At 46.5% G+C, this 23,848-nt stretch carries 27 protein-coding genes and 1 pseudogene; 16 read left to right on the top strand and 12 right to left on the bottom strand.

Features of this window, described 5'->3' with window-relative positions:
• Positions 1-34: 34 nt before the first annotated feature.
• The 3 genes from gpmA to B3N33_RS12415 form a co-directional block, all read right to left on the bottom strand.
• On the bottom strand, positions 35-781 hold the full coding sequence (gene gpmA, locus B3N33_RS12425) for a 2,3-diphosphoglycerate-dependent phosphoglycerate mutase (RefSeq protein ID WP_099829553.1): 747 nt from the start codon (positions 779-781) through the stop codon (positions 35-37).
• An 88-nt stretch (positions 782-869) separates the two neighbouring features.
• On the bottom strand, positions 870-1,691 hold the full coding sequence (locus tag B3N33_RS12420) for an aminoglycoside N(3)-acetyltransferase (protein ID WP_214061507.1): 822 nt from the start codon (positions 1,689-1,691) through the stop codon (positions 870-872).
• 35 nt (positions 1,692-1,726) lie between these two features.
• Positions 1,727-2,116 carry a hypothetical protein gene (locus B3N33_RS12415; protein ID WP_292590237.1) on the bottom strand — a complete coding sequence of 130 codons (390 nt, stop codon included), beginning with the start codon at positions 2,114-2,116 and terminating at the stop codon, positions 1,727-1,729.
• A 279-nt stretch (positions 2,117-2,395) separates the two neighbouring features.
• On the opposite strand from B3N33_RS12415, the gene B3N33_RS12410 reads away from it, so the two are divergent.
• From B3N33_RS12410 to B3N33_RS12355, 13 genes and pseudogenes are all read left to right on the top strand, one after another.
• The gene (locus B3N33_RS12410) at positions 2,396-3,022 is read left to right on the top strand and encodes an NAD(P)-dependent oxidoreductase (protein WP_103134528.1); all 627 of its coding nucleotides are present in this window, start codon (positions 2,396-2,398) and stop codon (positions 3,020-3,022) included.
• Between the two features lie 45 nt (positions 3,023-3,067).
• Complete coding sequence (locus B3N33_RS13090; RefSeq protein WP_180977934.1) at positions 3,068-3,181, top strand: TMEM175 family protein; 114 nt, start codon at positions 3,068-3,070, stop codon at positions 3,179-3,181.
• Positions 3,182-3,186: 5 nt separating this feature from the next.
• Positions 3,187-3,579: pseudogene (locus tag B3N33_RS12405) on the top strand (TMEM175 family protein); the annotation flags it as partial.
• A gap of 124 nt (positions 3,580-3,703) precedes the next feature.
• Positions 3,704-4,051, top strand: coding sequence for a DUF4345 family protein (locus B3N33_RS12400; RefSeq protein ID WP_243392279.1), 348 nt, complete (start codon positions 3,704-3,706; stop codon positions 4,049-4,051).
• An 86-nt stretch (positions 4,052-4,137) separates the two neighbouring features.
• The gene (locus B3N33_RS12395) at positions 4,138-4,854 is read left to right on the top strand and encodes an N-acetyltransferase (RefSeq protein ID WP_103134529.1); all 717 of its coding nucleotides are present in this window, start codon (positions 4,138-4,140) and stop codon (positions 4,852-4,854) included.
• 355 nt (positions 4,855-5,209) lie between these two features.
• Complete coding sequence (aroF, locus tag B3N33_RS12390; RefSeq protein WP_102819067.1) at positions 5,210-6,226, top strand: 3-deoxy-7-phosphoheptulonate synthase; 1,017 nt, start codon at positions 5,210-5,212, stop codon at positions 6,224-6,226.
• 17 nt (positions 6,227-6,243) lie between these two features.
• Positions 6,244-7,506 carry a 3-phosphoshikimate 1-carboxyvinyltransferase gene (gene aroA, locus B3N33_RS12385; RefSeq protein ID WP_292590236.1) on the top strand — a complete coding sequence of 421 codons (1,263 nt, stop codon included), beginning with the start codon at positions 6,244-6,246 and terminating at the stop codon, positions 7,504-7,506.
• On the top strand, positions 7,503-8,285 hold the full coding sequence (locus tag B3N33_RS12380) for a shikimate dehydrogenase family protein (RefSeq protein WP_292593512.1): 783 nt from the start codon (positions 7,503-7,505) through the stop codon (positions 8,283-8,285). Before aroA ends, B3N33_RS12380 begins: the two co-directional genes overlap by 4 nt.
• On the top strand, positions 8,282-9,409 hold the full coding sequence (gene aroC, locus B3N33_RS12375; RefSeq protein ID WP_292590235.1) for a chorismate synthase: 1,128 nt from the start codon (positions 8,282-8,284) through the stop codon (positions 9,407-9,409). The genes B3N33_RS12380 and aroC overlap by 4 nt, the downstream gene beginning before the upstream one ends.
• Complete coding sequence (gene aroB / locus B3N33_RS12370) at positions 9,357-10,844, top strand: bifunctional shikimate kinase AroK/3-dehydroquinate synthase AroB (RefSeq protein ID WP_292590234.1); 1,488 nt, start codon at positions 9,357-9,359, stop codon at positions 10,842-10,844. Before aroC ends, aroB begins: the two co-directional genes overlap by 53 nt.
• Positions 10,841-11,293 carry a type II 3-dehydroquinate dehydratase gene (gene aroQ, locus B3N33_RS12365; RefSeq protein ID WP_214061544.1) on the top strand — a complete coding sequence of 151 codons (453 nt, stop codon included), beginning with the start codon at positions 10,841-10,843 and terminating at the stop codon, positions 11,291-11,293. The genes aroB and aroQ overlap by 4 nt, the downstream gene beginning before the upstream one ends.
• Positions 11,290-11,649 (top strand): chorismate mutase, encoded by a 360-nt coding sequence (gene aroH / locus B3N33_RS12360; RefSeq protein WP_214061543.1) that lies wholly within the window; start codon positions 11,290-11,292, stop codon positions 11,647-11,649. The genes aroQ and aroH overlap by 4 nt, the downstream gene beginning before the upstream one ends.
• On the top strand, positions 11,646-12,410 hold the full coding sequence (locus B3N33_RS12355; RefSeq protein ID WP_214061542.1) for a prephenate dehydrogenase: 765 nt from the start codon (positions 11,646-11,648) through the stop codon (positions 12,408-12,410). The genes aroH and B3N33_RS12355 overlap by 4 nt, the downstream gene beginning before the upstream one ends.
• Before the next feature lie 99 nt (positions 12,411-12,509).
• Here the strand turns inward: B3N33_RS12355 and B3N33_RS12350 are convergent, their stop codons facing one another.
• From B3N33_RS12350 to B3N33_RS12335, 4 genes are all read right to left on the bottom strand, one after another.
• On the bottom strand, positions 12,510-12,944 hold the full coding sequence (locus B3N33_RS12350) for a hypothetical protein (RefSeq protein WP_292590233.1): 435 nt from the start codon (positions 12,942-12,944) through the stop codon (positions 12,510-12,512).
• 206 nt (positions 12,945-13,150) lie between these two features.
• Positions 13,151-13,279 (bottom strand): hypothetical protein, encoded by a 129-nt coding sequence (locus B3N33_RS12345; RefSeq protein WP_292590232.1) that lies wholly within the window; start codon positions 13,277-13,279, stop codon positions 13,151-13,153.
• 11 nt (positions 13,280-13,290) lie between these two features.
• A complete protein-coding gene (locus B3N33_RS12340) occupies positions 13,291-13,920 on the bottom strand; it encodes a hypothetical protein (protein WP_292593511.1) in 630 nt (209 codons plus the stop codon).
• Between the two features lie 62 nt (positions 13,921-13,982).
• Positions 13,983-14,780 carry a hypothetical protein gene (locus tag B3N33_RS12335; RefSeq protein ID WP_292590231.1) on the bottom strand — a complete coding sequence of 266 codons (798 nt, stop codon included), beginning with the start codon at positions 14,778-14,780 and terminating at the stop codon, positions 13,983-13,985.
• A gap of 117 nt (positions 14,781-14,897) precedes the next feature.
• On the opposite strand from B3N33_RS12335, the gene B3N33_RS12330 reads away from it, so the two are divergent.
• Positions 14,898-15,551 carry a YggS family pyridoxal phosphate-dependent enzyme gene (locus B3N33_RS12330; RefSeq protein ID WP_214060857.1) on the top strand — a complete coding sequence of 218 codons (654 nt, stop codon included), beginning with the start codon at positions 14,898-14,900 and terminating at the stop codon, positions 15,549-15,551.
• Positions 15,552-15,665: 114 nt separating this feature from the next.
• On the opposite strand, the gene B3N33_RS12325 is transcribed toward B3N33_RS12330, so the two are convergent.
• The 4 genes from B3N33_RS12325 to B3N33_RS12310 all read right to left on the bottom strand — a co-directional run bounded on the left by B3N33_RS12325 (position 15,666) and on the right by B3N33_RS12310 (position 20,353).
• On the bottom strand, positions 15,666-17,825 hold the full coding sequence (locus B3N33_RS12325; protein WP_292590230.1) for a Tex family protein: 2,160 nt from the start codon (positions 17,823-17,825) through the stop codon (positions 15,666-15,668).
• Positions 17,818-18,762: a pyruvate kinase gene (locus B3N33_RS12320; RefSeq protein ID WP_099829571.1), complete on the bottom strand. Its 945-nt coding sequence runs from the start codon at positions 18,760-18,762 to the stop codon at positions 17,818-17,820. The genes B3N33_RS12325 and B3N33_RS12320 overlap by 8 nt, the downstream gene beginning before the upstream one ends.
• Before the next feature lie 171 nt (positions 18,763-18,933).
• Positions 18,934-19,836 (bottom strand): HD-GYP domain-containing protein, encoded by a 903-nt coding sequence (locus B3N33_RS12315; protein WP_292593510.1) that lies wholly within the window; start codon positions 19,834-19,836, stop codon positions 18,934-18,936.
• Positions 19,837-19,975: 139 nt separating this feature from the next.
• Positions 19,976-20,353, bottom strand: a complete 378-nt coding sequence (locus tag B3N33_RS12310) for a hypothetical protein (protein ID WP_292593509.1) — start codon at positions 20,351-20,353, stop codon at positions 19,976-19,978.
• Positions 20,354-20,529: 176 nt separating this feature from the next.
• On the opposite strand from B3N33_RS12310, the gene B3N33_RS12305 reads away from it, so the two are divergent.
• A complete protein-coding gene (locus tag B3N33_RS12305) occupies positions 20,530-21,150 on the top strand; it encodes a cyclase family protein (RefSeq protein WP_292593508.1) in 621 nt (206 codons plus the stop codon).
• Between the two features lie 14 nt (positions 21,151-21,164).
• Positions 21,165-22,097, top strand: coding sequence for an MBL fold metallo-hydrolase (locus B3N33_RS12300; protein WP_214060862.1), 933 nt, complete (start codon positions 21,165-21,167; stop codon positions 22,095-22,097).
• Positions 22,098-22,457: 360 nt separating this feature from the next.
• On the opposite strand, the gene dctP is transcribed toward B3N33_RS12300, so the two are convergent.
• Positions 22,458-23,848 (bottom strand): TRAP transporter substrate-binding protein DctP (gene dctP, locus B3N33_RS12295; RefSeq protein ID WP_292593507.1); only part of this gene is annotated, 1,391 nt, incomplete at its 5' end.

Genomic DNA, 23,848 nt, shown 5'->3' with positions numbered 1-23,848 from the left:
CCCAGAGGGTAGCTTCTTTTTATGTTGAGTGATGTTACTTTGCTTTCCCCTGATTCGCAACTGCCTGCTGTGCCTTTGCGATTTCTTCCGGATCACCCAGATAATAATGCTTTATTGGTTTTAGATCGTCATTAAGTTCGTAAACTAGAGGTATTCCAGTTGGAATGTTCAATCCTACGATCTCGTCGTCGGGAATATTGTCCAGATATTTGACCAGTGCCCGAAGGCTGTTTCCGTGGGCTACAATCAGCACTTTCTTTCCAGACTTTATCTCCGAGGATATCTCATTCTTCCATAGTGGCAGGAATCGCGCCACCGTGTCTTTGAGGCACTCCGTTCTGGGGAGCTCGTCATCCGAGAGAGTCTTGTACTTGGGGTCATGTCCCGGGAATCTTTCATCGCTCTCTTCAAGTGCAGGCGGTCTGATGTCGTAGCTTCTCCTCCAGATCTTCACCTGTTCTTCGCCATGCTTGGCTGCGGTTTCGGCTTTGTTCAAACCCTGAAGGGCGCCGTAGTGCCTCTCGTTAAGTCTCCAGTCTCTAATCACCGGAATCCACATGAGATCCATCTCATCCATTATGTACCATAACGTTCTTATCGCTCTCTTAAGAACGGAAGTGTATGCTAGATCGAAGTCGTATCCTTCGGCTTTCAATATCTCGCCAGCTTTCTTCGCTTCCTCACGGCCCTTTTCGGAAAGGTCAACATCGGTCCAGCCAGTGAAGCGGTTCTCTTTGTTCCAGGTGCTTTCTCCGTGTCTTACAAGTACGAGTTTGGTCATATTACTCCTCCTTCCACATATCTTCTACATTATAAACTATTCCTCAAATTGGGGCAGATCGGTCTTTCTTTCGAAATAGTCTGTAGTCTTACTTTCTGTTCTTTGTCATCCATTCAACTGCGAAATCAACCAGTTCTACTTGAGGGAGAAGAGTTGATTCGGCGTACCCGATCATTCCCTTGTTTACCTTTGAGGGGAAATCTCTCTCGAAGTCGCTTCCTATGATATAAAAGTCGTCTGAATCAAGGTCGAAATCGTTGAACTCTTTCCAGACTCTCCTTCCGTTTTCCATAATCGGGGCTCCATCTTTGCACTTCTTTCTGGAGGGAAAGTCGGCCCGGTATTCTGCCAGATGCAATGAACTGTTGTTCGAATGACCGACACCCATAAGCAGTATGTGAGCATTCAGGTCGTATAGTCTGGCAAGGGGCGATCCTTCACCCATGCCGAACTCCAGTTCGTGGCTATCTACAATGTAAGAGACCTTCTTTCCCCTGGCGGCAAATGAGACCTGAGGATGGTCGCTTCTCACAACACCTTTCATCTTTCTGAAAGTCTCTGAAATGACTCCCATCCCTCTTGTCGGAGTCTCCGCTCTGTTGAAGGGAGGCATTGTTCTTCTGATCGTGTCAAACCAGGTCGCCGGAACAGGAGGATTCGACCAGTTTGAGGGCTCGCTGAGATCTCCCGAATGAGCAGGCATTACTAGTGTTCCTTCCTCATCAAGTACTGCTTCAAGCGCCCTAATCACTGTAATGGCTCCTCCGCATACCCAGCCTAGACTGCTTAGTGAAGAGTGAACTAGCAGTACCATTCCTTTCCTTACTCCGAGATGCTTGAGATCAGAAATCATCCTCTTCGTAGTTAGAGGCCCGTTCTTGCTAAGAGCAATTGCATCAGCTTCACTCATGTTTGACTCCTCAATGATCCTACTTGATAGAAGAATCATTCGGCGATTAACCAGTAGACTTCTACTTCAGCAAGACGTCTGTCTGCAGAGGGATCTTCGAAGACAACTTTGAGAGAGTACTCCCCTTCTTCTTCGAAGGTCATTTCATTTCTTGTCTTTTGCCAGTCTTCTGCAAACCGCTGGATTTCCTCTTCGCCTTTTTCCAGTAAGAGATACACGTTATTGTTCTTCAACACTTTTATGTTCAGTCTCACTCTCAGTTGCTGGCCAGGTTGAATAATGAACTTGGCAAAGGTTTCACCGGAGTCTCTGGCATACAGGGTTGTGCTCTCAAAGCCGGAGGATCCTGCAAGGAACAGTGTGAGAACGACTAGCCCGAGTATCCCGGCAAATGTCAGATAGCGTCCCGCGACAACAAGTCTCAAAGTAAATACCTCCGTAAGAGTTTTTGTAAGTAGATTATAACCGAATCCAGTGCTGGCGTCGATCTTAAGCCAGTAATAGAATAGTTCGAACAAGACAGTAATGCAGAAAACGAGGCCGATTCAGGTAGATGTATAATTGAGATGGGACATTCATCCGACAACTTGTCGATATGGAGTCTGGTTTCATGTGATCTAGTATGAAATCACTATCTTGATTTGGATTTAGGCGTGAGAGACTATATTATTGTGATATAGAACGGTGAAAGGGGGTAAACCGCCTTGAAGATAATTATCTTTGGTGGCACCGGAAGAGTAGGGAGGGTCATACTTGATAGGGCCTTGAACGATAATCACATAGTCACAATATTTGTTGGCAACGTCTCGAAATTGACTGTTAGAAAGGAAAACCTCAGGATTTTCCAGGGCGATGTCTTCAATAGCCAGAGCGTGAGAGATGCAATAAGAGGGCAAGATGCGATTGTCAGCGCTTTAGGCCCGGATAATTCGGGAAGCGTGAACGATACTCTGGCAGTCGCTATGAGAAACATAGTGAATGCCGCCAGGGATACCGAAGTGAGTAAGCTCGTTACGATCGCGAACTCGGGTATTCTTCAGCTATCGCCGAGAGAACTCAGGCTTGATTCCCCCAACTATCCGCAATATCTCAAGAAATCTTCAAGAGAATTCATGGATGCGTTCGAAATTCTCAAGGCTTCGGAGCTTGATTGGGTCGTTGTGTGCCCGCCATTTATGTCCTTTTCAGAAGGCAACCAGAGTTACAGAGTTTCGGCCGACTTCCTTCCAGAAAACGGAGAGAAGATTTCGATTCAGGACGTTGCCGAGTTTGCTTACAAGCAATTGTTCACGTCCGAATACACTCAGAAGAGAGTTGGCATTGCCTACTAACCTCGAAAGAACTCGAAAGGTGAAGTTCCCGATCCTGAAATACGTGTGAATAGACTGGAGGCACTTACGAATGGTGTGTTTGCCATCGCAATGACTGTTCTCGTGCTTTCTCTCGGGGTCCCGGTAAAGGATAAGATTGCAGATCAGGGCGCTCAGTAAGGCACGTATTGAGCAAGAACTACGACTTTCTGAGTTACTTCATCTCCTTTTTCGTGATCGGATCGATCTGGATCTCCACAGTTGGAAGGACAGATATTTTGAAGAAGACTGATTACCGGCATCTTTGGTTGAACTTACTCAGTCTCTTCTTCGTTACAACAGTACCTTTCACTACCGCACTTCTTGGGGATTATGGTGAATTTGAGTTTGCAGAGCTGCTGTTTCATCTGAAAATCCCGATTCTTGAGATTATCGCACTTGTTCAATGGCATTATCTGATGAAAAACACCGGTCTGATTCGCAATGAGGTCCTGGAGAGCCTTGATATGCATTACTACAGAAAGATCTATGTTTCAGCGTATTCATCCCGCTTTTTGGAATCGCGATTTTCATTCTGACACCCATATGGAGCAACCTTGTATATCTCATCATATTTCTCAGGGTGCTCTTTATACTCAGGTAATACTTAATTATGGTTTTGATTGCTAGAATATATCTATAATCTAGGGGGCGATCGAGATATTGTTCACTATCATTCGTTTTGTTGTTGCTGTTCTTACGGCAGTCACCGGTGTATATATAGTGTTGAAACCGGAATCCTACGCCAAGCTGGCCGAGTTTTCGGCCGGTAATGCCAGAGGAAAAACGGAAGTGAAGGCTATCATGGGGGGCACGTTTATAGGGCTTGGGGTTGCTCCGATAGTTCTCTTGGGTGCGCAGATTTCATTCCTTTTTCTGGGGATTGTTTATCTGTTTATCGCCGCAACGCGTATAATGTCCATATTTGTGGATAAGTCTTTGACGTTCACTAATCTGATTACTCTTCTCGTTGAAATAGCATTTGGTCTAATTATGGTACTCCCTATTTGAAAGAAAAGAAACCGACTTAGGTCGGTTTTTTTATACGAGGTACTTCTACCCCTGAGAAGATCATGAAAGAAATGGAGGAAAGGGAATTGAGAGAGGAAGATCTTAAGAAGGCAATAGAGGAAGCATGGGCAAAACGCCTTCAGCTCCCGGTCGATAGATTTGTCTCGAAAGAGCGGTTTCTCATGGCAGATGAGGCCAAGAAAGGGAAGGGCGAGCTCAGTCATCTGAGTTTTGAAAAGCGAACGGTAATTCTTTATGACCCCGAGCTCGAAACAGTTGTAAAATCTGCTCTTGAAGAAGAGGATAGAGAGAAGTTGGCTCTTGCGAAGTTGCTTCACGAGTCTTTTTCTCTTTGGAAAAAGACATCCATCAAGTACCTTAACCCTTCGAATTACGTTCCTTACGACCCACCAATGGATTTCGTTGTCAGAAGACTAAATCAGGGCGACAGGACTGCTTTCTATCGGTTCAGAAACCAGTGTACAAGGGAGGATCTCGCCGAAGGGTTTGTCGAGCTCGACCACGTAGTTGTTTTTGGAGCCTTTTATGAAGAGGAGATCGTGGCGGTCTCAAGCATTATTGAATGGGATAGCATTGCAGATATTGGCATAATAACTATGCCTGATTTCAGAGAGCTTGGCCTGGGAAAGGCAATCGGTTCAAGGGCAAGCGAGTGGGCAATCGTGAATAAGAAACTGATTCAGTACAGACATGACGTATTGAACTACGGATCGCTGAAAGTTTCTCGTGCTCTGGGATTCAGAGAGTATATACTCGAGCAAGAATACACCTATATTGGATGATCACCTTATCGGAAGAGAAATGCATCTGTTTCTTCAAGTCAAGAATGTATCTCTCTGAGATTGTAACTAGTGCGTAAGAATCAATTCAGTTTGTCGAGCGATTTTTGTCTCTTTTGATTTGACATGGTGAGCCACAAAAGTGTAGAATCCTTTCATAAATAGCGGGGAGATGAATTGATGATAGACTTCAGATTTTCCTGGATAAATGCATATTATTATTATAACAACAGAAGCATTTGCTTGTGAGTGATAACTCCGGGTAAGTGCTTCTTGCATTTACTCCGGATGAAAGAAAAGAAAGGGTCTCCAATCCGGAGACCCTTTTCTTTTTCAGACAGGAAGGCGGGGTGGTGAAATGGTAGTCGTTCTTAAGAGAGGTACTGGTGAAGAGGAGATTAAGCAAGTAGAGTCTCTTTCAGAGAGTCTGAATCTGAGCTGTCATGTTTCCATGGGGATGGAGAGAGTAGTGATCGGTGTCATCGGTGACGACCGTTATATGTCAGTTGAACGATTTGAGGCTCTTGAGTGCGTCGAACAAGTTGTTCGAGTTCTCAAGCCGTTTAAGCTTGTTTCCAGGGAGTTTCACAGCGAAGATATCTCTGTAGACATTGGCAATGTCTCGATAGGAGGAGGGAAGTTCGTAGTGATGGCCGGTCCGTGCGCGGTCGAGGATAGGCCTATGATAGAAGAGATCGCCGCCTTCCTTTCTGAAATGGGAGTGAAAGTGATTAGAGGAGGGGCTTTCAAGCCAAGAACCTCTCCATACTCTTTTCAAGGTCTTGGAGAAGTAGGTCTGAGATATTTGAGAGAAGCTGCGGATCGGTATGGCCTCAAGACGGTGACCGAGGTAACTGGCGAAGGGACACTTGAGGCCGTCTATGAAATGAGTGACATACTGCAAATTGGGGCAAGAAATTCACAGAACTTCCAGCTTATTCAGAAGGTTGCCGAAAAGGGAAAGCCTATTCTTCTGAAGAAGGGCTTCATGAATACGGTTGAAGAACTTCTTCTTTCTGCGGAGTATATTGCCTCCAAGGGAAACATGTCGATAATACTTTGTGAAAGGGGAATCAGAACCTTTGAGACGGCCACGAGGAACACGCTTGATATTTCTGCCGTGCCGCTAATCAAACTTCAATCTCCACTTCCGATTATCGTTGATCCAAGCCACGCAGCAGGGAGGAGAGACTTGATAATACCACTTTCAAGAGCTGCTCTGGCGGCCGGAGCTAACGGTATCGAAGTTGAAATTCATCCCAGGCCGGAGATGGCTCTTTCCGACAGCAAGCAAAGCCTAAGCTTTGGCGAATTTGAGAAACTAATGGATAGCCTTGGAGCGCTGGCCGATTCTGCTGAGCTCCTGCTTACATGATTGGCAGGGAGGACAAAATGAGATTGCTGCCTTCAAAGAAAGTTGCCGGTGAAATAGCCGTGCCTCCTGATAAATCAATCTCCCATAGGGCACTAATGATGTGTTCGATGTGCAGTGGCGTAAGTGTCGTCCATAACCTGCTTGAAAGCGAGGATACTCTAAGGACTTTCAGGATTATCAGCGAACTTGGAGGAGGTTTCAACGGAGATTTCGACAGACTTGAAATATCTCAGGCGTCGTGGAAAGAGTCGTCTGAGCCGCTTTATTGCGGGAATTCCGGAACTACTGCAAGACTGATGGCCGGAGTTCTTGCGGGCAAGAGAGGAACTCACATCCTTTTCGGCGATGAATCCCTATCGGTGAGACCCATGAGGAGAGTAATCGCCCCGCTGAAAGAGATGGGGGCAAGGATATCGGCGAGGCAAGAAGATTCGCTTCTTCCAATGTGCATAGCCGGCGGAGAACTGAATGGGTACGATCATTCTCTTTCAGTGGCAAGTGCTCAGGTAAAGAGCGCGATCTTGCTGGCAGGCATTCAAGCAGAAGGAGTCACAACTGTTACGGAGCCTCACTGCAGCAGAGATCACACAGAGAGGTTGCTTCAATCCATGGGCGCCAGAATAAGTGTGAATGAGAAGAGGGTTGAAGTGGAAAGGAGCGAGCTTCTACCGGTTCGATTTTCGATACCCGGGGACATCTCTTCGGCCGCCTTTCTGATAGCTCTGGCGGTTCTTCATGAAAACGGCAAGCTGACGATTCGAAATGTCGGATTGAATGGAGGGAGGACTGGATTCCTAAGACTTCTCATAAGTATGGGTGCAGACATCGAGCTGGAGGTTGAAGAGAGCTCTCCAGAACCAGTGGGCACAATCGTGGCCAGGCCTTCCCGACTCAGAGGTGTGGAAGTTGGAAGCGCTTTGATTCCTTCAATGATAGATGAGCTTCCGCTGATAGCGCTTGCAGGAGCTTTTGCAGAGGGCACAACGACTGTCAGAGGGGCCGGGGAGTTGAGAAAGAAAGAGTCGGACAGGATATCCGTTACCGTTCAAAACTTCAGAAGAATTGGCGTAGAGATACATGAATATGAAGATGGTTTTAGCATTGAAGGCCCTCAAAGAATAATGGGAGGCAAGGTTGATTCCTATGGGGATCACAGAATCGCGATGCTTTTTTCAATAGCGGGTTTGCTGAGCGAGGAAGGAGTAGAGATAACCAACACAGAAGCGGTTGGTGTGTCCTTCCCCGGGTTCTTCCAGACGCTCGAGGAGGTCTGTCGATGAGGTTATGCATAATAGGACATCCAATTTCGCACAGCATGTCACCAACCATATACAGCCGTTTTTTCGAGGCCATGAACATCGATGCAACCTACGAAGCAGTTGACATCGACCCCAATGAGTTTTCCACGAAGATAGTCTCGATCATTCAGCACTTCGATGGGTTCAACGTTACGATTCCCTTCAAAGAGAGAATTGTTCCGCACATTGTCTGTCAAGTAGAACCTCCGCTCCTTGCAGTGAACTGCATCTTCCAAGGAAGGGGGTACAACACCGACTGGATTGGTTTTGGAAAGCCTCTGCAGAGGAGACCGATAGAGGAGCCGGTAATGATTATCGGAGCCGGGGGAGCGGCGAGAGCCGTGATTTTCTATTTGAAAAGGGCAGGCGTGAAGAACATACAAATAGTCAATAGAACACTTTCAACGGCAGAGAAAATCAAAGAAGAGTTCGAAGTATCCGGGAATCTGGAAGTCAACGTCTTTCCCTTGGAAGCCATAAGAGAAGTTGCAGCAAAGAGCAAGAGCATAGTAAACGCCTCTTCTCTGGGAATGAATGGAGAGGATACGGGGATCACTGCTCAAGAGCTTTCCGGTAAGAGCCTCGTATACGATCTCATCTACTGGAAGACGCCCTTGATCGAGTCTTCCCGCCGCTGTGAAGTGAAAACTGTTCTTGACGGAAGGCACATGTTGCTTCATCAGGCAATGGAGAACCTCAGAATTTGGGGAGTGCCTTCAGGCGAAAGCTTCGAAAAAACGTTTTGGGAAGTGATGAAGTGAAGTTCACAGTTGTCGGAGACTCTCATGGTAGCGGGGTTTTTGGACTCATTGAAGAACTGCCCTCAGGTGTTTCTCTTTCGATCGATAACATAAACCAGCAGCTCCTACGCAGACAGACGGGCTACGGTCGGGGGGAAAGGATGGAACGCGAGCAGGATAAAGCAGTAGTCAGGTCTGGTCTGTGGAGGGGAGTTACGACTGGAGCCCCGCTCTTAATTGAGATCCCTAATAAGGTTTCCAGTGCAGAGAAGAGTGTGAGAAGTATCCCGAGACCCGGCCATTCAGATTATGCTGCCTGGACAAGATACAAACTGAATGATCTCGCGGTTTATGCAGAGAGAAGCAGTGCGAGATGGACAGCAGCTGCAACGGCTGTTGGATCGGTTGCATCGCAGATTCTTCATGAATTGGGCATCACTTTGTGCAGTTCAGTAATAGCTATCGGGAATGTAAGTTGCGGACTGCCCTCAGAGAGCGGCTGGATTTCAAGAAGAGATGCGTCTCCGGTATTCTGCCACGACAAGGAAGCTTCTCAAAAAATGGTCGAAGAGATAGAGGATTCAATCAAAGCGGGAGATACACTCGGCGGGAGATTTGTGGTTATCGCCGATGGAGTTCCGACGGGAACCGGAGGATACGGGACTCTCTTTGAAAGGCTTGATTCGAGGATCGGCGAGTACTTTATGGCGATTCCTTCTGTCAAAGGAGTCTTCATTGGAAATCCGGACGTGAGACTTAGGGGTAGTGCGTATCACGACAAACTGTTCGTTGAGAAAGGCATGATCGTGAGGAAGTCAAACAATGCCGGTGGTATTGAGGGTGGAATATCGAATGGCGAGCAGATCGTCGTTGAGGCAAGCGTAAAGCCGATTCCTTCGTTGAGAAAGGGAATTTCTTCTGTTGACCTGAGCAAAATGAATGAAACGGCAGCTCCTTATGTGCGCGCCGATACGACGGCAGTTCCAGCGGCTTCGGTAGTAGGCGAGTCGATGCTTGCGCTCTTGTTGCTTGAAGCGATTCTTGAGAGGTTTGGAAACGGGGATTTTCGCTCGATAAAAAGGAGGGTGACGGATGAGAGTCTTCCTTATTGGAATGATGGGCTCGGGGAAAAGCACTATAGGTAGAATTCTATCTTCAGTTCTAGACAAGGAATTCATAGATATGGATTTAGAGATCGAGAGAGCTAGAGGAACTAGCATAAGTGAGATTTTTGAGAAAGAAGGCGAGGAAGAATTCAGAAGACTGGAAAAGAACCTTCTGAAGAAACTCGTCCACAGGGACGAGATTGTGGTATCGACTGGAGGAGGTATCATACTGGACAAGGAAAACCGCCAGATCTTGAAGGGAGAGAATGCCGTCTATCTTAGGCTTCCTCCGGCCGATCTTTACAGGAGAGTCACTGTCAATGGAAGACCACTGCTCAAGGAAGGTAAGGAGAGTATCTTCAGGATTTGGGAAGAGCGAAGGGAGCTATACGAGCAGTTTCCGTCTGTTGAAACTTCCAGTCAGTCCCGGTGGGAAACCGTTGCCGCGATATCCATGAAGATAGCTTCCGGAGAAAGCAAAGTGCTCAATAGCAGCTCACATCCAGTGTCCATATCACCTGGAGGATTCAAGTCAATAGGTAGAATGCCGAACGCGGTGGTGTCTAGAAGAGTTGAAAGGATCTTTTCCGAGTGGATCCCTTCTTCGGCTCTATCCATTGACGACGGTGAAGAAGCAAAGGGATTTCACACTCTCTTTCAAGTCTATGAGTACCTCATGGATCGAGGGCTTTCGAGAAGCGATGTCTTGGTTGGCGCGGGGGGAGGAACGGTGACGGATCTAGTGGGATTCGCTTCCTCCACATTCAAACGCGGTATCCCCTTAGTTCAGTATCCGACGACTCTGCTTGCACAAGTAGATGCTTCTATTGGTGGGAAGAATGGTCTGAACTTCAAAGGGTGCAAGAACGTTGTCGGTAACTTCTACATGCCTTCTGAGACAATAATCGATCCGGTTGTAACGCTTTCGATGGACGAAGGACGGTTCGAGGAGGGCCTCGTTGAGGCCTTCAAGATATTCCTTATAACTGGTCAGTACTATGAGAAGTTCAAGAAGCTGTGCGGTAAATTGAAGGAAAGAAATCTTGCCGCGCTGAGTGAGATGCTGGAAGAAGCGGTGAAGCAAAAGGATAGGATAGTCTCGATGGACATTCGTGAAACAGGATTAAGGAAGGTCCTGAATCTTGGTCACACACTAGGACATCTCTACGAGCCATTATCGGGAGTATCACACGGTATGGCCGTGGCCTGGGGGCTGGAACGGGAGATGCATTATTTCGCGGGGCTGGGTGTTATAGATGAACTGTTGTACAGAGATGTCTCGGATACGCTCTCAGAGATCGTTGGCCTCGATTTTCCGCAACTGCCTGTCGAGGAGGCTCTTAGGCTGCTTAGAAACGACAAGAAAGCAGTTGACTCTGAGAGTGCGGAGATAGAGATTCCTGTGGTCAAGAGACCCGGGGAGTTCGAGTTCTTGAAAGTAAGACTGGATGATTTGCTGGCGGTGGTTGTATGAAGATACTCGTATTGAATGGACCAAACCTTAATATGCTCGGCTCGAGGGAGAAGAGTATCTACGGCGGTTTCACCTACGACGAACTGCGCGAGGCAATAGAAAGGAAATGCCTAGAGAAAGGGGTGGTGGCCGATCTCTTCCAGTCTAACCACGAAGGAGATCTAGTCGATAGAATCCAGCGTATAGACTATGATGCAGTCGTAATAAATGCAGGTGCTCTAACTCATTACAGCTACTCGCTTAGAGATGCTCTTGAGCTTTTCAAGGGTCTAAAGATCGAAGTGCATATTTCAAACATCTTCGCTAGAGAAGAGTTCAGAAGCCGCTCAGTGATTTCCCCCGTATGCAAAGGCACAATCGCGGGACTTGGACTGCAGGGATACCTGCTGGCCATAGAATATGCGGTTTCAAATCTACACTCGTCTTCGGATCGGGAGGCGGTTGAATGAAGGCTATTAGGGGTGCAACATCTATAGAGTCAGATAATCCCGAAGAGATCGGAAGTTGTGTTATAGAACTAATGGAGGAGATTTTCAGAAGGAACGAGATCGGTGAACTGCACTCCGTGATATTTACCGTTACAAGCGATATAACTTCGTACAATCCGGCGACTGCCTTCAGGAAGGCATTTAACCAGAGTGATGTCGCGTTGCTGTGCCTCTATGAAGCCTCTTTCGAGAATTCGGGTGGTGGGATAATCAGGGTGCTGATTCACTGCGAGTCAAAGACGAAGAATTTCGTATATTTGCGTCGGGCGAGGAACTTGCGCCCAGATCAGGTGGAGATTGGTGACTCGAACAAATGAAAATACAGATTATCGGCGCCGGTTCGATTGGGGGTTCGATCGCGATAAGGCTCTCGAAGTGCGGCCACGAAGTTACGGTTTTTGATGAAAGTGTATGCACAACCGAGGCTCTGAAAAGAAAGCATCGAGACATTTCGATATCCCTCAAAATCTGTGAGAGTGCGGATCTAACAATCTTGGCTGTTCCCATGGGTTCAGAAGCTCAACTGCTACAATCAGTTGCCTTCGAAGAGACCGTATTAGATGTTGCAAGCGTTATGCAGCCCTTCCAGTTGATCGCCAGAAAGAGAAAAATCAGGTTCATTAGCGGTCATCCGATGGCTGGTAACGAACACAAGGGTCCGGCCGGTTGGGACGAGTCGATGTTCGATGGCCGCGTCTTTCTGCTTTCTCCCGGGGAGTTTGCTTCCGCAGAGGATCTGAAACGTGTTTTAGAGATTATAGGTGATCTGCGTTCGTCTCCGGAATACCTCTCGCCGGAGAGACACGATTTAATCGTAAGCAGGGTGAGCCAGGCAGCCTACTTTCTCTCTAGAGCTCTACTTAATCTCGGCAGTGATTTCGAGAAGTACACCGGACCGGGCTACGCTTCAACATCCAGACTGGGAAGACAGAACAGGGATATGGTCATCGACATGGCTAGATTCAACGGAAAGAATATCGCTTCCTCGCTTGAGGAAGCGGAAATCTATCTGCGCAAGATCAGGGTCGCGATCGAAAATGAAGATCTGAACGAACTTGAAGAACTGATTTCCGAGTGACTTATCATATGTTGAAAAGAGAACTCGACTCTGCCTATCCGCTTGAATTAACCAGGTCTATATCGAAGGGCTTGGAGGAGATCCCACTGTCGGCAAAAGTCACAAATCTTTCGCCAAAAGCACAAAGTTGTCTATTCCGGAGAGCATAACAACAGATCGAGCTACCGTGCCTAGATTACTGAATCCGTTTTCTACAAAAAAGCTTGCCGGCCCGTTCAGGAATGGACTTACTTCACCGGATAATACCTCTACGCGACTGAACCCGAGCTTTCTGCACTCCTCCAGGACAGACTCGATCAATTCCCCGCGATAGTCGTATCTGGAGTCAGGAGAACTGTAGACGCAGGTAATGAAGGCTGTGGACTGGTCCTTTGAGATTGGGTAAGGGGAATTGAGCGAGGGAATAACTTCAACCAGAGCGACTGGTTTTCCTTCAGCAAACGAAACGAAGCCGAAGACGACTCCATTTCTCCTGGAACGCTCGTACCAGTCGATTTTGCTCTCTGTACCGTCGCCGGTTCCATTGGCGCACACAAGACATGCGTGCCTCAAAGACTCTTTCGAAAGGTGTTCTATACCATCGCTGTTTCCGGGGGGGTTCGTTTCGCTTGCTCGAACGGAGCCACGATTTTCCGACCCGTCAGTACGTCAACTTTGAAACTGGACGAGACCGGCCCCGCAATCTCCGGATCTCCGTGAATAACCGAGAAAGGAAAGAAAATACGGATGTCGACGCTTTCCTACATTAGATTGCATTCGATGAAGTCAAGATCTAGAACCGCCGCGGCCTTTCTAGCTTGCTGCAGTGCTGATGCTTTCCAGGGGCACTGGTTGCCGAAGTAATAGACTCTAAGTGCTCTGTCGGTCATTGACAACCTCGCTATTTCTTCACCAGCGTGTAGACAGTGTTTCCCATTGTCTCATCCTTGAGTATGTAGAAGCCAGCGTTTCTTAACCACTGATCGTACCAGCTCTTCAGGGGCTTGAAATTATATCTTCCTTCTTCATCTAGAAACTCGCCGACAACTACAGGGAGTCCGCTTTTCTTAAGAATGTCGTGCCGCTTCTTGGCCTCTTCTTCTTCACTGATTCCCGTTACGATTAGACCCACACCGCTGGTCTTAACTGACCTGGCGATTCTTAGAAGGGTCTTTGACCATAACTCGGGATGGAGTCTTTGAAGCATCCCAGAAGCGATGAATCCATCAAAGATACCGAGGAAGTTGAAATCGGAAAGGCCCACATTCATAACCCGGATTCCCATTGACTGCCTGACCGCTTGGTTACAGGAAACCCCCACGACTCTAAGTTTCATATCTCTTAGGAGAGGCCAAAAATCTGCAGAGCGGCAGCCGAAGTCTGCGACTATGTTCGACTCTTCGAGAAAACCTACCATCCGTAATACGAAATCCTGCAGTTTTCCTTTGTCTATCTCAATGTCAATAGAAGGTTGCTCTAGCACTCTAGCTCTATGTTGTTCAAGCCAATCTCGTCTTTGCAATCTACTCACCTACTATTAGAGATTGTATCGGAGTATGGAGGATAATCAAACAAAAGTCCTGACTCTAGTTGTCAGAAATGGTAATTCATCTTCACTGCTTCAGTCTTCGACTCTCCAAATCTATAGGCTATTTCTGCTACAAAAGTGAGCGATGCGTCTCTATCGGCCTCGTAGTAGACTGTTTTTGCTAATTCCTGCGAATTATTGTCTAATGGTAGGAAGAGAGTCTCTCTCGAATCCTCTCCTCCAACAACCTTTATCACCGCTTCAGAAATTCTAAGTTCTTCATCTCTACAATACTGTGTGTACAGATCAATTGAGTAGTGGATCTTGTCTGTTTCAAGAAGCCATGAGTGTCCAAGCAATTGATAGTGCTGAATGTTGTATAGATCGAGAGAAATGGCAATTTTTTTGCTCAATGTCTCTTTGTCGCCATCTCTTACTCTAACCTGACAGTAATAGGTCTCTTCAGGCAACAGCTCGATCAAGGCAGTGAAGACACCGTTCTCCGATTTGAGTCCATAAGAACGTACCTCTGCATCTTCATCGATTACATTCAGAAATAGTTTACTTCCTTCTGTGAATTCAGAAAGAGTTACAGAGGCCTTAAGTACAACTTTTTCAAGAGAAGTTGTAGGTCTGGTGAAGTGCACCGACTTGATAATGTCGTCGGATTTCTCGATTTGGTTTCGAATATCGTTAACAACGGAATCAAGAGATGCAACTCTCGATCTGAGAGTAAAAAGGTCGGTGCGAACTTTCGAAATCTCTTCCAAGAGCTTGTTTGACTTAAAAACGGTTGTTGCGAGATTAACGATTGCAGCCACCGAAATCAATACAACCAATAACCAGGCGATGCCCCTACTCATAACATCCTTTCCTACTAAGTATTCACCCCGGCAATTTGAATAATATCACGATTTTCGTCTTCGCTCAAACACAATGGAATTCGATGCAATATAATTTACTAAGAGGGAGGTCTGAAGATGATTGTTGATAACGTGAAAAGACTGAGAAGAGAAGTACCTGATTATGTGACCATCGTAGCCGCATCGAAAACGAGGACTGCTTCAGAGATTCTAGAGCTTCTGGATAGCGGTTTGAGGGATGTCGGTGAGAACTACGTTCAGGAGGCTCAAGAGAAATTTGAGGTGATCGGCAGCAAAGCCAGATGGCACTGTATAGGTCACCTGCAGCGAAACAAAGTCAAGAAGGCCGTTGAGATATTTGACCTGATCCAGACTGTGGATTCCCTGAAACTGGCCGAGGAAATAGATAAGCGATGCGCTTTCATAAACAGGAGAATGCCGATAATGATAGAAGTTAACAGCGGCAGGGAGGAAAAAAAGGCCGGGGTCTTTCCCGAGAATGTCTTTGAACTTATTGAATCGATTTCATCCCTCGAGAATATTTCTGTAGTCGGTCTGATGACTATGGGGCCGTTAACCGATGATCAGGAAGAAATCAGACCTTACTTAAGACTAACTAGAGAGTTGTTTGAAGAGATCTCCATGCAGAAGATCGAGAGAGTTCAGATGCGTTACCTTTCTATGGGGATGTCCGGCTCATACAAGGTTGCGATTGAGGAAGGATCCAATATGGTGAGACTTGGCACGATAATCTTCGGCGAAAGACAGTAGGACGAGCGCTCCGCAAGGGTACCGAGTAAGCATACTCGGTCGATCTTCGAACAGTTGCTTAGGGTCAAGAGTCCCTATATCGATTGAGTTGTGTCCAACGATTTCACGAATTGCCTAACTTCGAGATTCGTTGCTGCCGGAAAGCAACTCCAATCCAATCCTCATTCTCTTGGTGTCAACTTCAAGCACTCTAACTTTCACGATCTGGCCGACGCTCAAGACTTCAAGTGGATCCCTAACTCTTCTTCCCATCTTGCTTTTGTGAATCAGACCGTCCTGTTTGACTCCAATGTCTACGAAGGCGCCGAAATCTACGACGTTGCGGACGGTTCCTTCAAGTTCCATGTCTTTAGACAGGTCTTCCATCGAAAGCACGTCGGTCCTCAGAATCGGTTTCTCCAGCTCCTCTCTTGGGTCTAAACCGGGCTTTTTCAGCATCCCTATTACTTCTCTCACAGTGATCTGGTTAAAACTGTTTTCCCTTGCCAGAGCTTCGGGATCGATTTGATCAAGCAATTCAGTAATCTCATCTTTTCTGTCGAAGAGCTCTTCCGGGAGCAACTCTACGCTTTCAAGGATGAATCTGGCGATCTCGTAGCTCTCTGGATGGACAGAGGTTCCGTCAAGAGCTTCGGATCCATTGATTATTCTGCAGAATCCCGCCGCCTGCTCGAAGGCCTTTGGACCCAGACCGGAGACTTCCAGGAGCTCCTTCCTGTTCTTGAAAGAACCGTTCTCCGCCCTGTATTTGACGATATTCAGAGCGGCCCGTGAGTTCAGACCGGAAATGTATTTCAATAAGTGCTCCGATGCAGTGTTGAGATTGACTCCTACAAGATTGACAACGGACTCGACCTCTCTGTCGAGGGTCCTCTTCAGTTCTGACTGATTTACATCGTGCTGATACATACCTACTCCAATAGCTTCAGGCGAAATCTTCACATATTCGGCGAGGGGATCTTGAACTCTTCGGGCGATCGATATAGCCCCCCTTGTTGTTACGTCCTCATCCGGGAATTCCTCAATTGCGACTTTTGAAGCCGAATAGACAGATGCGCCCGACTCGGTGACTATCATATACTTGACAGGAAGATTGTGTTCTCTAATCAGCCTGCTCACGAAGAGTTCGGTTTCCCTTGACCCCGTGCCATTACCTATAGATATAAGCTCGACATTCAACGTGTTTATCGCCTGAACAACTTTCATCGATGAACCGACGTAGTCATTCTTTGGAGGGGTGGGAAAGATCACGTCATGATAAAGAAGGGAACCGTCCTTTCCGATGACTGCAAGCTTGCACCCGGTCCTATAACCGGGGTCAACACCCATTACCACCTTCTCGCCGAGAGGAGGCTGAAGAAACAGGTCTCTCAGATTTCTGGCAAATACATGGATTGCCCTGCTTTCTGCTTCTTCTCTTATCAGATTTCTCACTTCTCTTTCTATCGAGGGCATGAGAAGTCTGGAGAAGGAATCGACCGAAGCCTCAATCAACTCTTCATAGTAGGCGAGATAGTCTCTCCATCCCAAGAGATCTCTCAAAGTTGGAAGGATATCGTACGGGAGCTCCAGTTTCAGCGAAATAATCTCCTCACGCTCTCCTCTGAAAAGAGCGAGAATTTGATGGGCTACCAGTCTTGATATTGGCTGAGAGAAGTCGTAGTAATCTCTGTAGACTTCACGCTCATCCTCCTTTTCCGTTCGGGAGCTCTTGATTATCCCCTTCTCCTTAAGTAGACTTCTTAGCTTTTCTCTTACTGCCACTTCCTGAGAGAATTCTTCGGCAAGTATATCTCTGGCTCCTTCGAGTGCATCTTCGAGCTTGAGGATTTCCTGTTCTGCATTTATGAAAGTGAAGACAAAAACCTCATCTTTGATTCTCGAAGATTTAAGGAAATCCGCTAGAGGCTGGAGCCCTTTCTCCCTTGCCTTGTCGGCTCTGGTCTTCTTCTTTGATTTGAAGGGAAGATAGAGGTCCTCAACTAACTGAAGATTCTTTGCTCCTTTGATGCTTGCTTCCAGCTCATCAGTAAGCTTGCCTTTTTCCTCGATTATCCTAAGAACCTCATCTTTTCTGGAACTCAGTTTTTTCGAATACTCGAGAGCATCGGAAATCTCTCTTAACTGTATCTCATTTAACTCTCCAGTCTTTTCCTTTCTGTATCTAGCGATAAATGGAATCGTCTTCCCTTCTTCGAGCAGTTCGACTGCGTTTTCTACTTTCCATCTTGGTAAAGCCAGCGAGTTGGCGATGTCCAATATTATCTCATTCATCCGAAGTAACCTCCAGAACGGTCTTAATTGTCTCAATAGGGAAGGAACCGTAAGCAGTTTCATTCGAGAGGACGACACCTGAAAACCCCTTTCTCTGAACGTCCTTTAAGTGGCACAGTTCACTCCTCGTAGCGAAAGGGTGTTCTACCATGTGCTCCAGAACCTCCCCTGCCATCAGAACCGGCTTGTAAAGATCATTAATATTTGCCGAAAAATAGTCATAGAAGTCTACAAGCCCTCTCGGCCCCAGCTGCGCTCCGAGATCTCCACGGCATAACCAGAGCTCGTCGCTTGAAGCGGAGATTTCCTCGATTTTCGAGAAGGGTAGCTCCCTTTCGATCTTCGATGCCACAGCTCTTCCGGAAAGATCCTTCAGTTCGATTACTTCACTTGGACTTGAGACGAATGAAAGAGCGTATCTTATGAAGTCATATTTCTTAGTAGTCAGCACAATTTCTATGTCTCTCGATGAAAGCTCGATCTGATTTATGGGGTGCGGCGAGATGTTCATTCCTTTGGAAGGTCTTATTGTTCCTCCTCTCAGGACCATAGCTCTTGCGCAATCGGCTTCCGTCTTTAGCACCTGGAGTTCTATTCTGCCATCTTCTATGGAGACTTTAATCCCCGGGGAGAGATATGACAAAGATCTCGGGTCTATCAGTATACCCCTGAGTTCCGAACATTTACTACCCAGAATCACCTGTTCTCCGGCCTTTAGTTCGATTACCCGCTGGCTGCGCGATAGTCTAAGCTTTGCTCCCTGGAGATCAATATACAATGGAAGCGAGCAGTTTTCCTCGTAGTAAGACACGAACTTCTGGAGGTCCTCAAGAGTCACATGTGATGAGTTTATTCTTATCGCCGAAGCCCCGGCCATCTCTACAGACTTGAGGAGTTTCCTGTCACTTATTGTAACAACGATCGAAAACGCTCCCATACTGATCACCTCTACTGAATTATATCAGTAACACCATTTGAGGCCTCTGCCTTTTGAGGAAGATGAAGCTACCGAATCTTTAATAATGATGGCTCTTTCTTACATCAGGTAGGTGGGAAATTGAGGTAGTTATCGGCTATTACGGGATCGTTCAATACGCAAGATATTAGACTAAACAAGTCCTTCCCGAATGCAGCTCTCAAGAGCGCTCACAATCTCGGGATCATATTGGGTGCCCGCCTGGGACTTCAGTTCCTCAAGAGCACCCTTGCAGCTCATTGCATCTCTGTACGGTCTTCGCGACGTCATTGCGTCAAATGAGTCGGCTACAGCTACTATTCTGGCCTCCAGCGATATTTCATCTCCCTTCAATCCGTCGGGATATCCGGAGCCATTTACGCGTTCGTGATGATGTCTGATGATGTCGTGAGTATCTTCTAGAAAGCTGTTTTTTACCATCTGACAGCCAAACACCGGGTGAAGCTTAATTCTCTCGAACTCCTCTTTGGTTAATCTTGAGGGTTTCTTCAGTATCGAGTCCTCGATTTTGATCTTTCCGATGTCGTGGAAAAGGGCTCCCATCGCTATGTTCTCTTGCTTCTCTGGAGGGACGCCTAGCTTTCTTGCTATGGCAAGCGATACATCTCTGACTCTTTTCCCATGTCCGTGGGTGTATGAGTCCTTTATCTCAACTTGAGAAAGAATACTCTTCATCACCGAGATATTCTTGCTGATGTGCTTGAACAAAGGTCTTGAAGAAATATGCAGAAGCTTGACATCCGTTTGGGGTTTCAGCTCAATTGGAGCCTTAAGATTGTGGGCGTAGAAGTAGTCGCCATGGCCAAGATGAACTTCTTCATCGGAGGAGTTGCAGGAAATCTTTCCTTCGATCACATAATAGAATTCAAGAAGATCTCCACCCGCAAAGGTATCCAGAAAAGTGACGACTCCCGACTTGAGTTCATAAACTGAAATCTCTACTCCGTCGCCGTGAGCCAGAAGAGACAGAGAAGAGTTTTTTTGGACAACCGTTTCGATCGCTTCGTTAGATTTGCAGACTTTGAACCCTTCCATTCATTCCCCCAAAAAGAGCATCACAATAAAAACTATAATCTAGTACAGTGTATCACAAAAGACGCATAGTTTGCCTAAAACGAAAAAATGCCGTAGATGACTACGGCATCTAAAGCTCACTTTAACTCGCATGACTTGATTAGTCGTCGATAATCAGTATCGGATCTATTAGAAAGACCTTGTAGCCGAGCTTCACCGGTACATAGTAACAGATGGCTTTGCAACCAAGCTCTTCGATTCTCGCTATCGCATCCTGAGAAATTCTCAGAGCCTTACTGGCGAGTTCATTGCCTAGATTGTCTATTAGGGTTTCATATGCGTTTTGTGACATGCCTCTTTCAGTATAAAGCACCGTGAATTTCTCGGACTTCTCTACCGCCACTTCAATCAGCGACTCAATCTGTTCGTTTGCAGTGTTGGCTATCTCTTGTGCTAGATCAACCGAGGTAGCGATATCCGCAACGGCAAAAACCGAAACAAGAAGAAGCAACAGCATTAAGGCAATTCCTTTTCTCATTGGTGTCCCTCCTCTCAATGTTTTCGAACGTATTAATCATATCATATAATCTATCGATTTCAAATATTCCGATATGCTCAGCATTACTCTCTCGACATCCCCACCTGATTCTTGATCTGCAACCGGCCTGAGATGTGATATTCTCATACTAGCATGTAGTTCGAGAGGTGAGGACTGTGGAGAAATTCTTCGATCTTTCAAGAGCAATTGAACACGGCCAGGCTGTCTATCCAGGCGATGAAGAGACTGAGTTGATCAGATCCAGGGATCTGGCAAAAGATGGGTTCAACAATCACAGGCTGAGAATAAGTATGCACTCGGGAACGCACATTGACGGACCCATGCATTTGACAGAGTCTGACACATATATTGACGAGATTGATATCGGCAGCTTCATCGGAAAAGGTATTTTACTGGACGTGAGGGGCGAAACGGAGATAAGAATGAAGTCGGAGTATGAAAAAGAAGTACCTCTGGAGGCGATAGTCTTGTTCTGGACGGGCCGTGACGTGTTTTTTGGAAGTGAGGATTATTTCGTCAACAACCCCTATCTGACGATGGAGCTCGCCGAGTTTCTGGTTAAGCGGAGAACCCGGCTTGTTGGTTTCGATTCATCCTCTCCTGACAGGTATCCCTTCGATATTCACAGAATTCTATTCAATGGAGGCTGTTTGATCGCAGAAAACCTCACGGGGTTTGAAAGAATCGCGAACTATGAGCATATCAAAGTCTTTGCGATTCCCCTTAAGATCCATGCCGACTCCTCTGTAGCGCGAGTCTTTGCGGTTGCAGAATAAAGGAGGGTAGAGCTTTGAAGATCCAGCAGATTGGCAGCAGGGGAGTTTTGTTTACCTTTCAGGACGGAGACTCCCCGATGACTGGAGAGACATCTGTTTACTTGATAGAAGGCAGATATCGATTCTATTTGTGTGACACGTTTCTGGGGAACAGATCCATGAGTGTTGTCAAGAACTACATCCAGGAGACTCCCAGAAAGGATCTTGTAATCTTCAACTCACATTCGGATTATGACCACATCTGGGGAAACGGAGCATTCGAAGGGTGCGAAATCGTGGCTCATGAATTTGCTAGGAGAAGAATGGAAGAGAGATGGGATTACGATTTCGAAAATCTAGAGAGATTTCAAGACGGAGAAGTTTTGAAAAGACTTCCCGGCATTACCTTCAGCGATAGACTAGTCTTTGAAGATGACGACATAGAGTTTCGTTATATGCCCGGGCATACGCTGTGTTCTTCAATATGTCTGGATAGAAGAGAGTCGGTGGTCTTCTTGGGAGATCTTGTGGAAGATCCTCTGCCACTTACTCTTTGGAACGATCTGATCACGTTCATGGAGAGTTTGAAGACTATACTTGAATCGTCATGTCAGACAGTTATTTCCGGACACTCTGGCATCGTCGCTGGGAATCTTATAAGAAGCAATCTAGAGTATCTGAAGGCTCTTTTCCTTGGTGAAGAAATAGACGTTGAAGAAGGCGAAGAGACACATTTGTTCAACACGAAGTATCTCGACTTTCTGCATTATGAAGATATCGCAAGAAAAATGCTTGGCGAGAAGTTTGACTTCGTGCAGTTCAAGAGAGAGTTTTGGCAGATGCTTGGAGTGGAAAGGGAATCTTTGAAATTTGAATCGAGATTGATCCGACAGACTCCTTCTGAAAGACTTGAAGAGATCTGGCCCCAATATGAAGAACTGTTGAATAGCAGGAAAGCTTTGGAATGAAAGAGAGTAGAATACTTAGCAGCATATGAATTCGATGGAGGTGAGAATGTTTGGATTTTCGATTATTCCTTATAATTATTAGGTATCACGGCGGTTGTGGGACTGATTATGTACTTCACGATTGCAAGGTGAAACGAGAGCAAAGGTTAATAAACCAGTAGTGATCTTATATCCCGGACAAGCGAACGCTTTCATGATCTCTTTTCCATGACTGGAATCTTTCGGATGTCTTTGCTTGGTCGTATTAAATTACTGCCCCTCAAACGTTCAAAACGAGTGAAGGGCAGCTTGATCAGATAGTAAAACTACTCTAGAGAGGTATCTCGAATCTGCAGAGTATCCTCTTCATTGATTGCTGAGTTACATCCCTTCCGAGGCTGCATGTATTCGGACGTATGTATCTTCACCCCACACGGCAGAGAAACGATTCTGGGAATAGTAGGTTGCCGCCTGTTGTAGCAACCCGGCCTTACATGGTACCAAGACCTGGACACCGTATTTCTGGGCGAGTTCTCCGATTATCTTGGCTTCACGTGCAAGAACTTCCGTTTCCATGTATGATCTCGCTATGTGCAGCGCCTCCAGAATCCAGTTCTTCTGCTTGTCGTTCAGCATCCTCCATGTAGCCTCGCTAATTACCGGGTTGATCGATTCTATCTGATGTCCGGTGAGTATTACGGTCTTTATCGAATCGATGCATTCTTCAGCTGTAATGCATTCAAGAAGCATCTCAGCACCCTGAACCGCACCACAGCTCATTGCTTCCTTTAAAGTGTTCTGACCCATATAGACGGGAGTTGCACCAAGAGCTTTGCAGGCGTCATATGATCCGGGGTAACAGCTTGAGCAGAGTTTCAGCCCCGCAAGTGCTGAAGACTCTTCCATACTTCCTATGGTTTGGTTCAGAAAGAGCTGATGGCTTCCACAATACCAGTTATCGAGGACTCTTATTCCCGTGGCAGCAACTCTGTCGAAAATCTCTGCCATGATTTCACTATCCGTTGCCCTGTCCATGTGTTCCAGGTCCCCAAAGAGATAAGCGGCTGTGAAAATCGAGAGTTCGGGCAGAAACAGAGAGTCAGATATCGTGCACAGGTTACAATCAAATGCCATCAATTCCGTTCCGTTGATTACACCGGAAAGAAGTTCTTTGGAACTACGGTTATTAGTATGAAAGATCCTGACGTAGATGTCTCCTTTGCTGAGAGTGTTTACGGTGCTTGCGAAGACCTTCATCGCCTTAACTTTCACATCATCCAAGGGAGCGGAGGTAAAGGCGCTTATGAATACGCTGTACTCCTCTTCTTCCTCACATTCACTGTAGAAGCCGTCGACTGCTTCTACGGGTTCAGATTCTTCCTTAGATGAAGAGGCAGAAGATGCAAAATAGTAGAATGAGGGATCCCCCTCTTCCTCCCCTTCTCTGTAGAATCCTCTTGCGGCCATATTCTCCAGAGTGATTGGGTCTGTGTCATATCCTTCGTACTTCAAAGAAGAGACCGAAGATGCGAAATAGTAGAATGAGGGATCTTCGTATTCTTCGCCTTCTCTGTAGAAACCTCTGACCTCCATGTTTTCTAAAGTGAGTGACTCTAGATTGTCTGCATTATCTTTGACAGAGGGGACATTCACCACGAAAACGTAGGATTCGTTGACTTCTTCCTCCAGGTAGAACCCTCTCGCCTCCATGTTTTCTAAAGTGAGTGACTCTAGATTTTCTGCATTGTACTTGACAGAGGGGACATTCACCA

The organism is Mesotoga sp. UBA5825 (assembly GCF_002432955.1).
Lineage (GTDB): Bacteria > Thermotogota > Thermotogae > Petrotogales > Kosmotogaceae > Mesotoga.
The sequence above is the reverse complement of the archived record's forward strand: the minus strand, read 5'-3'. Positions and strand labels throughout refer to the sequence as shown.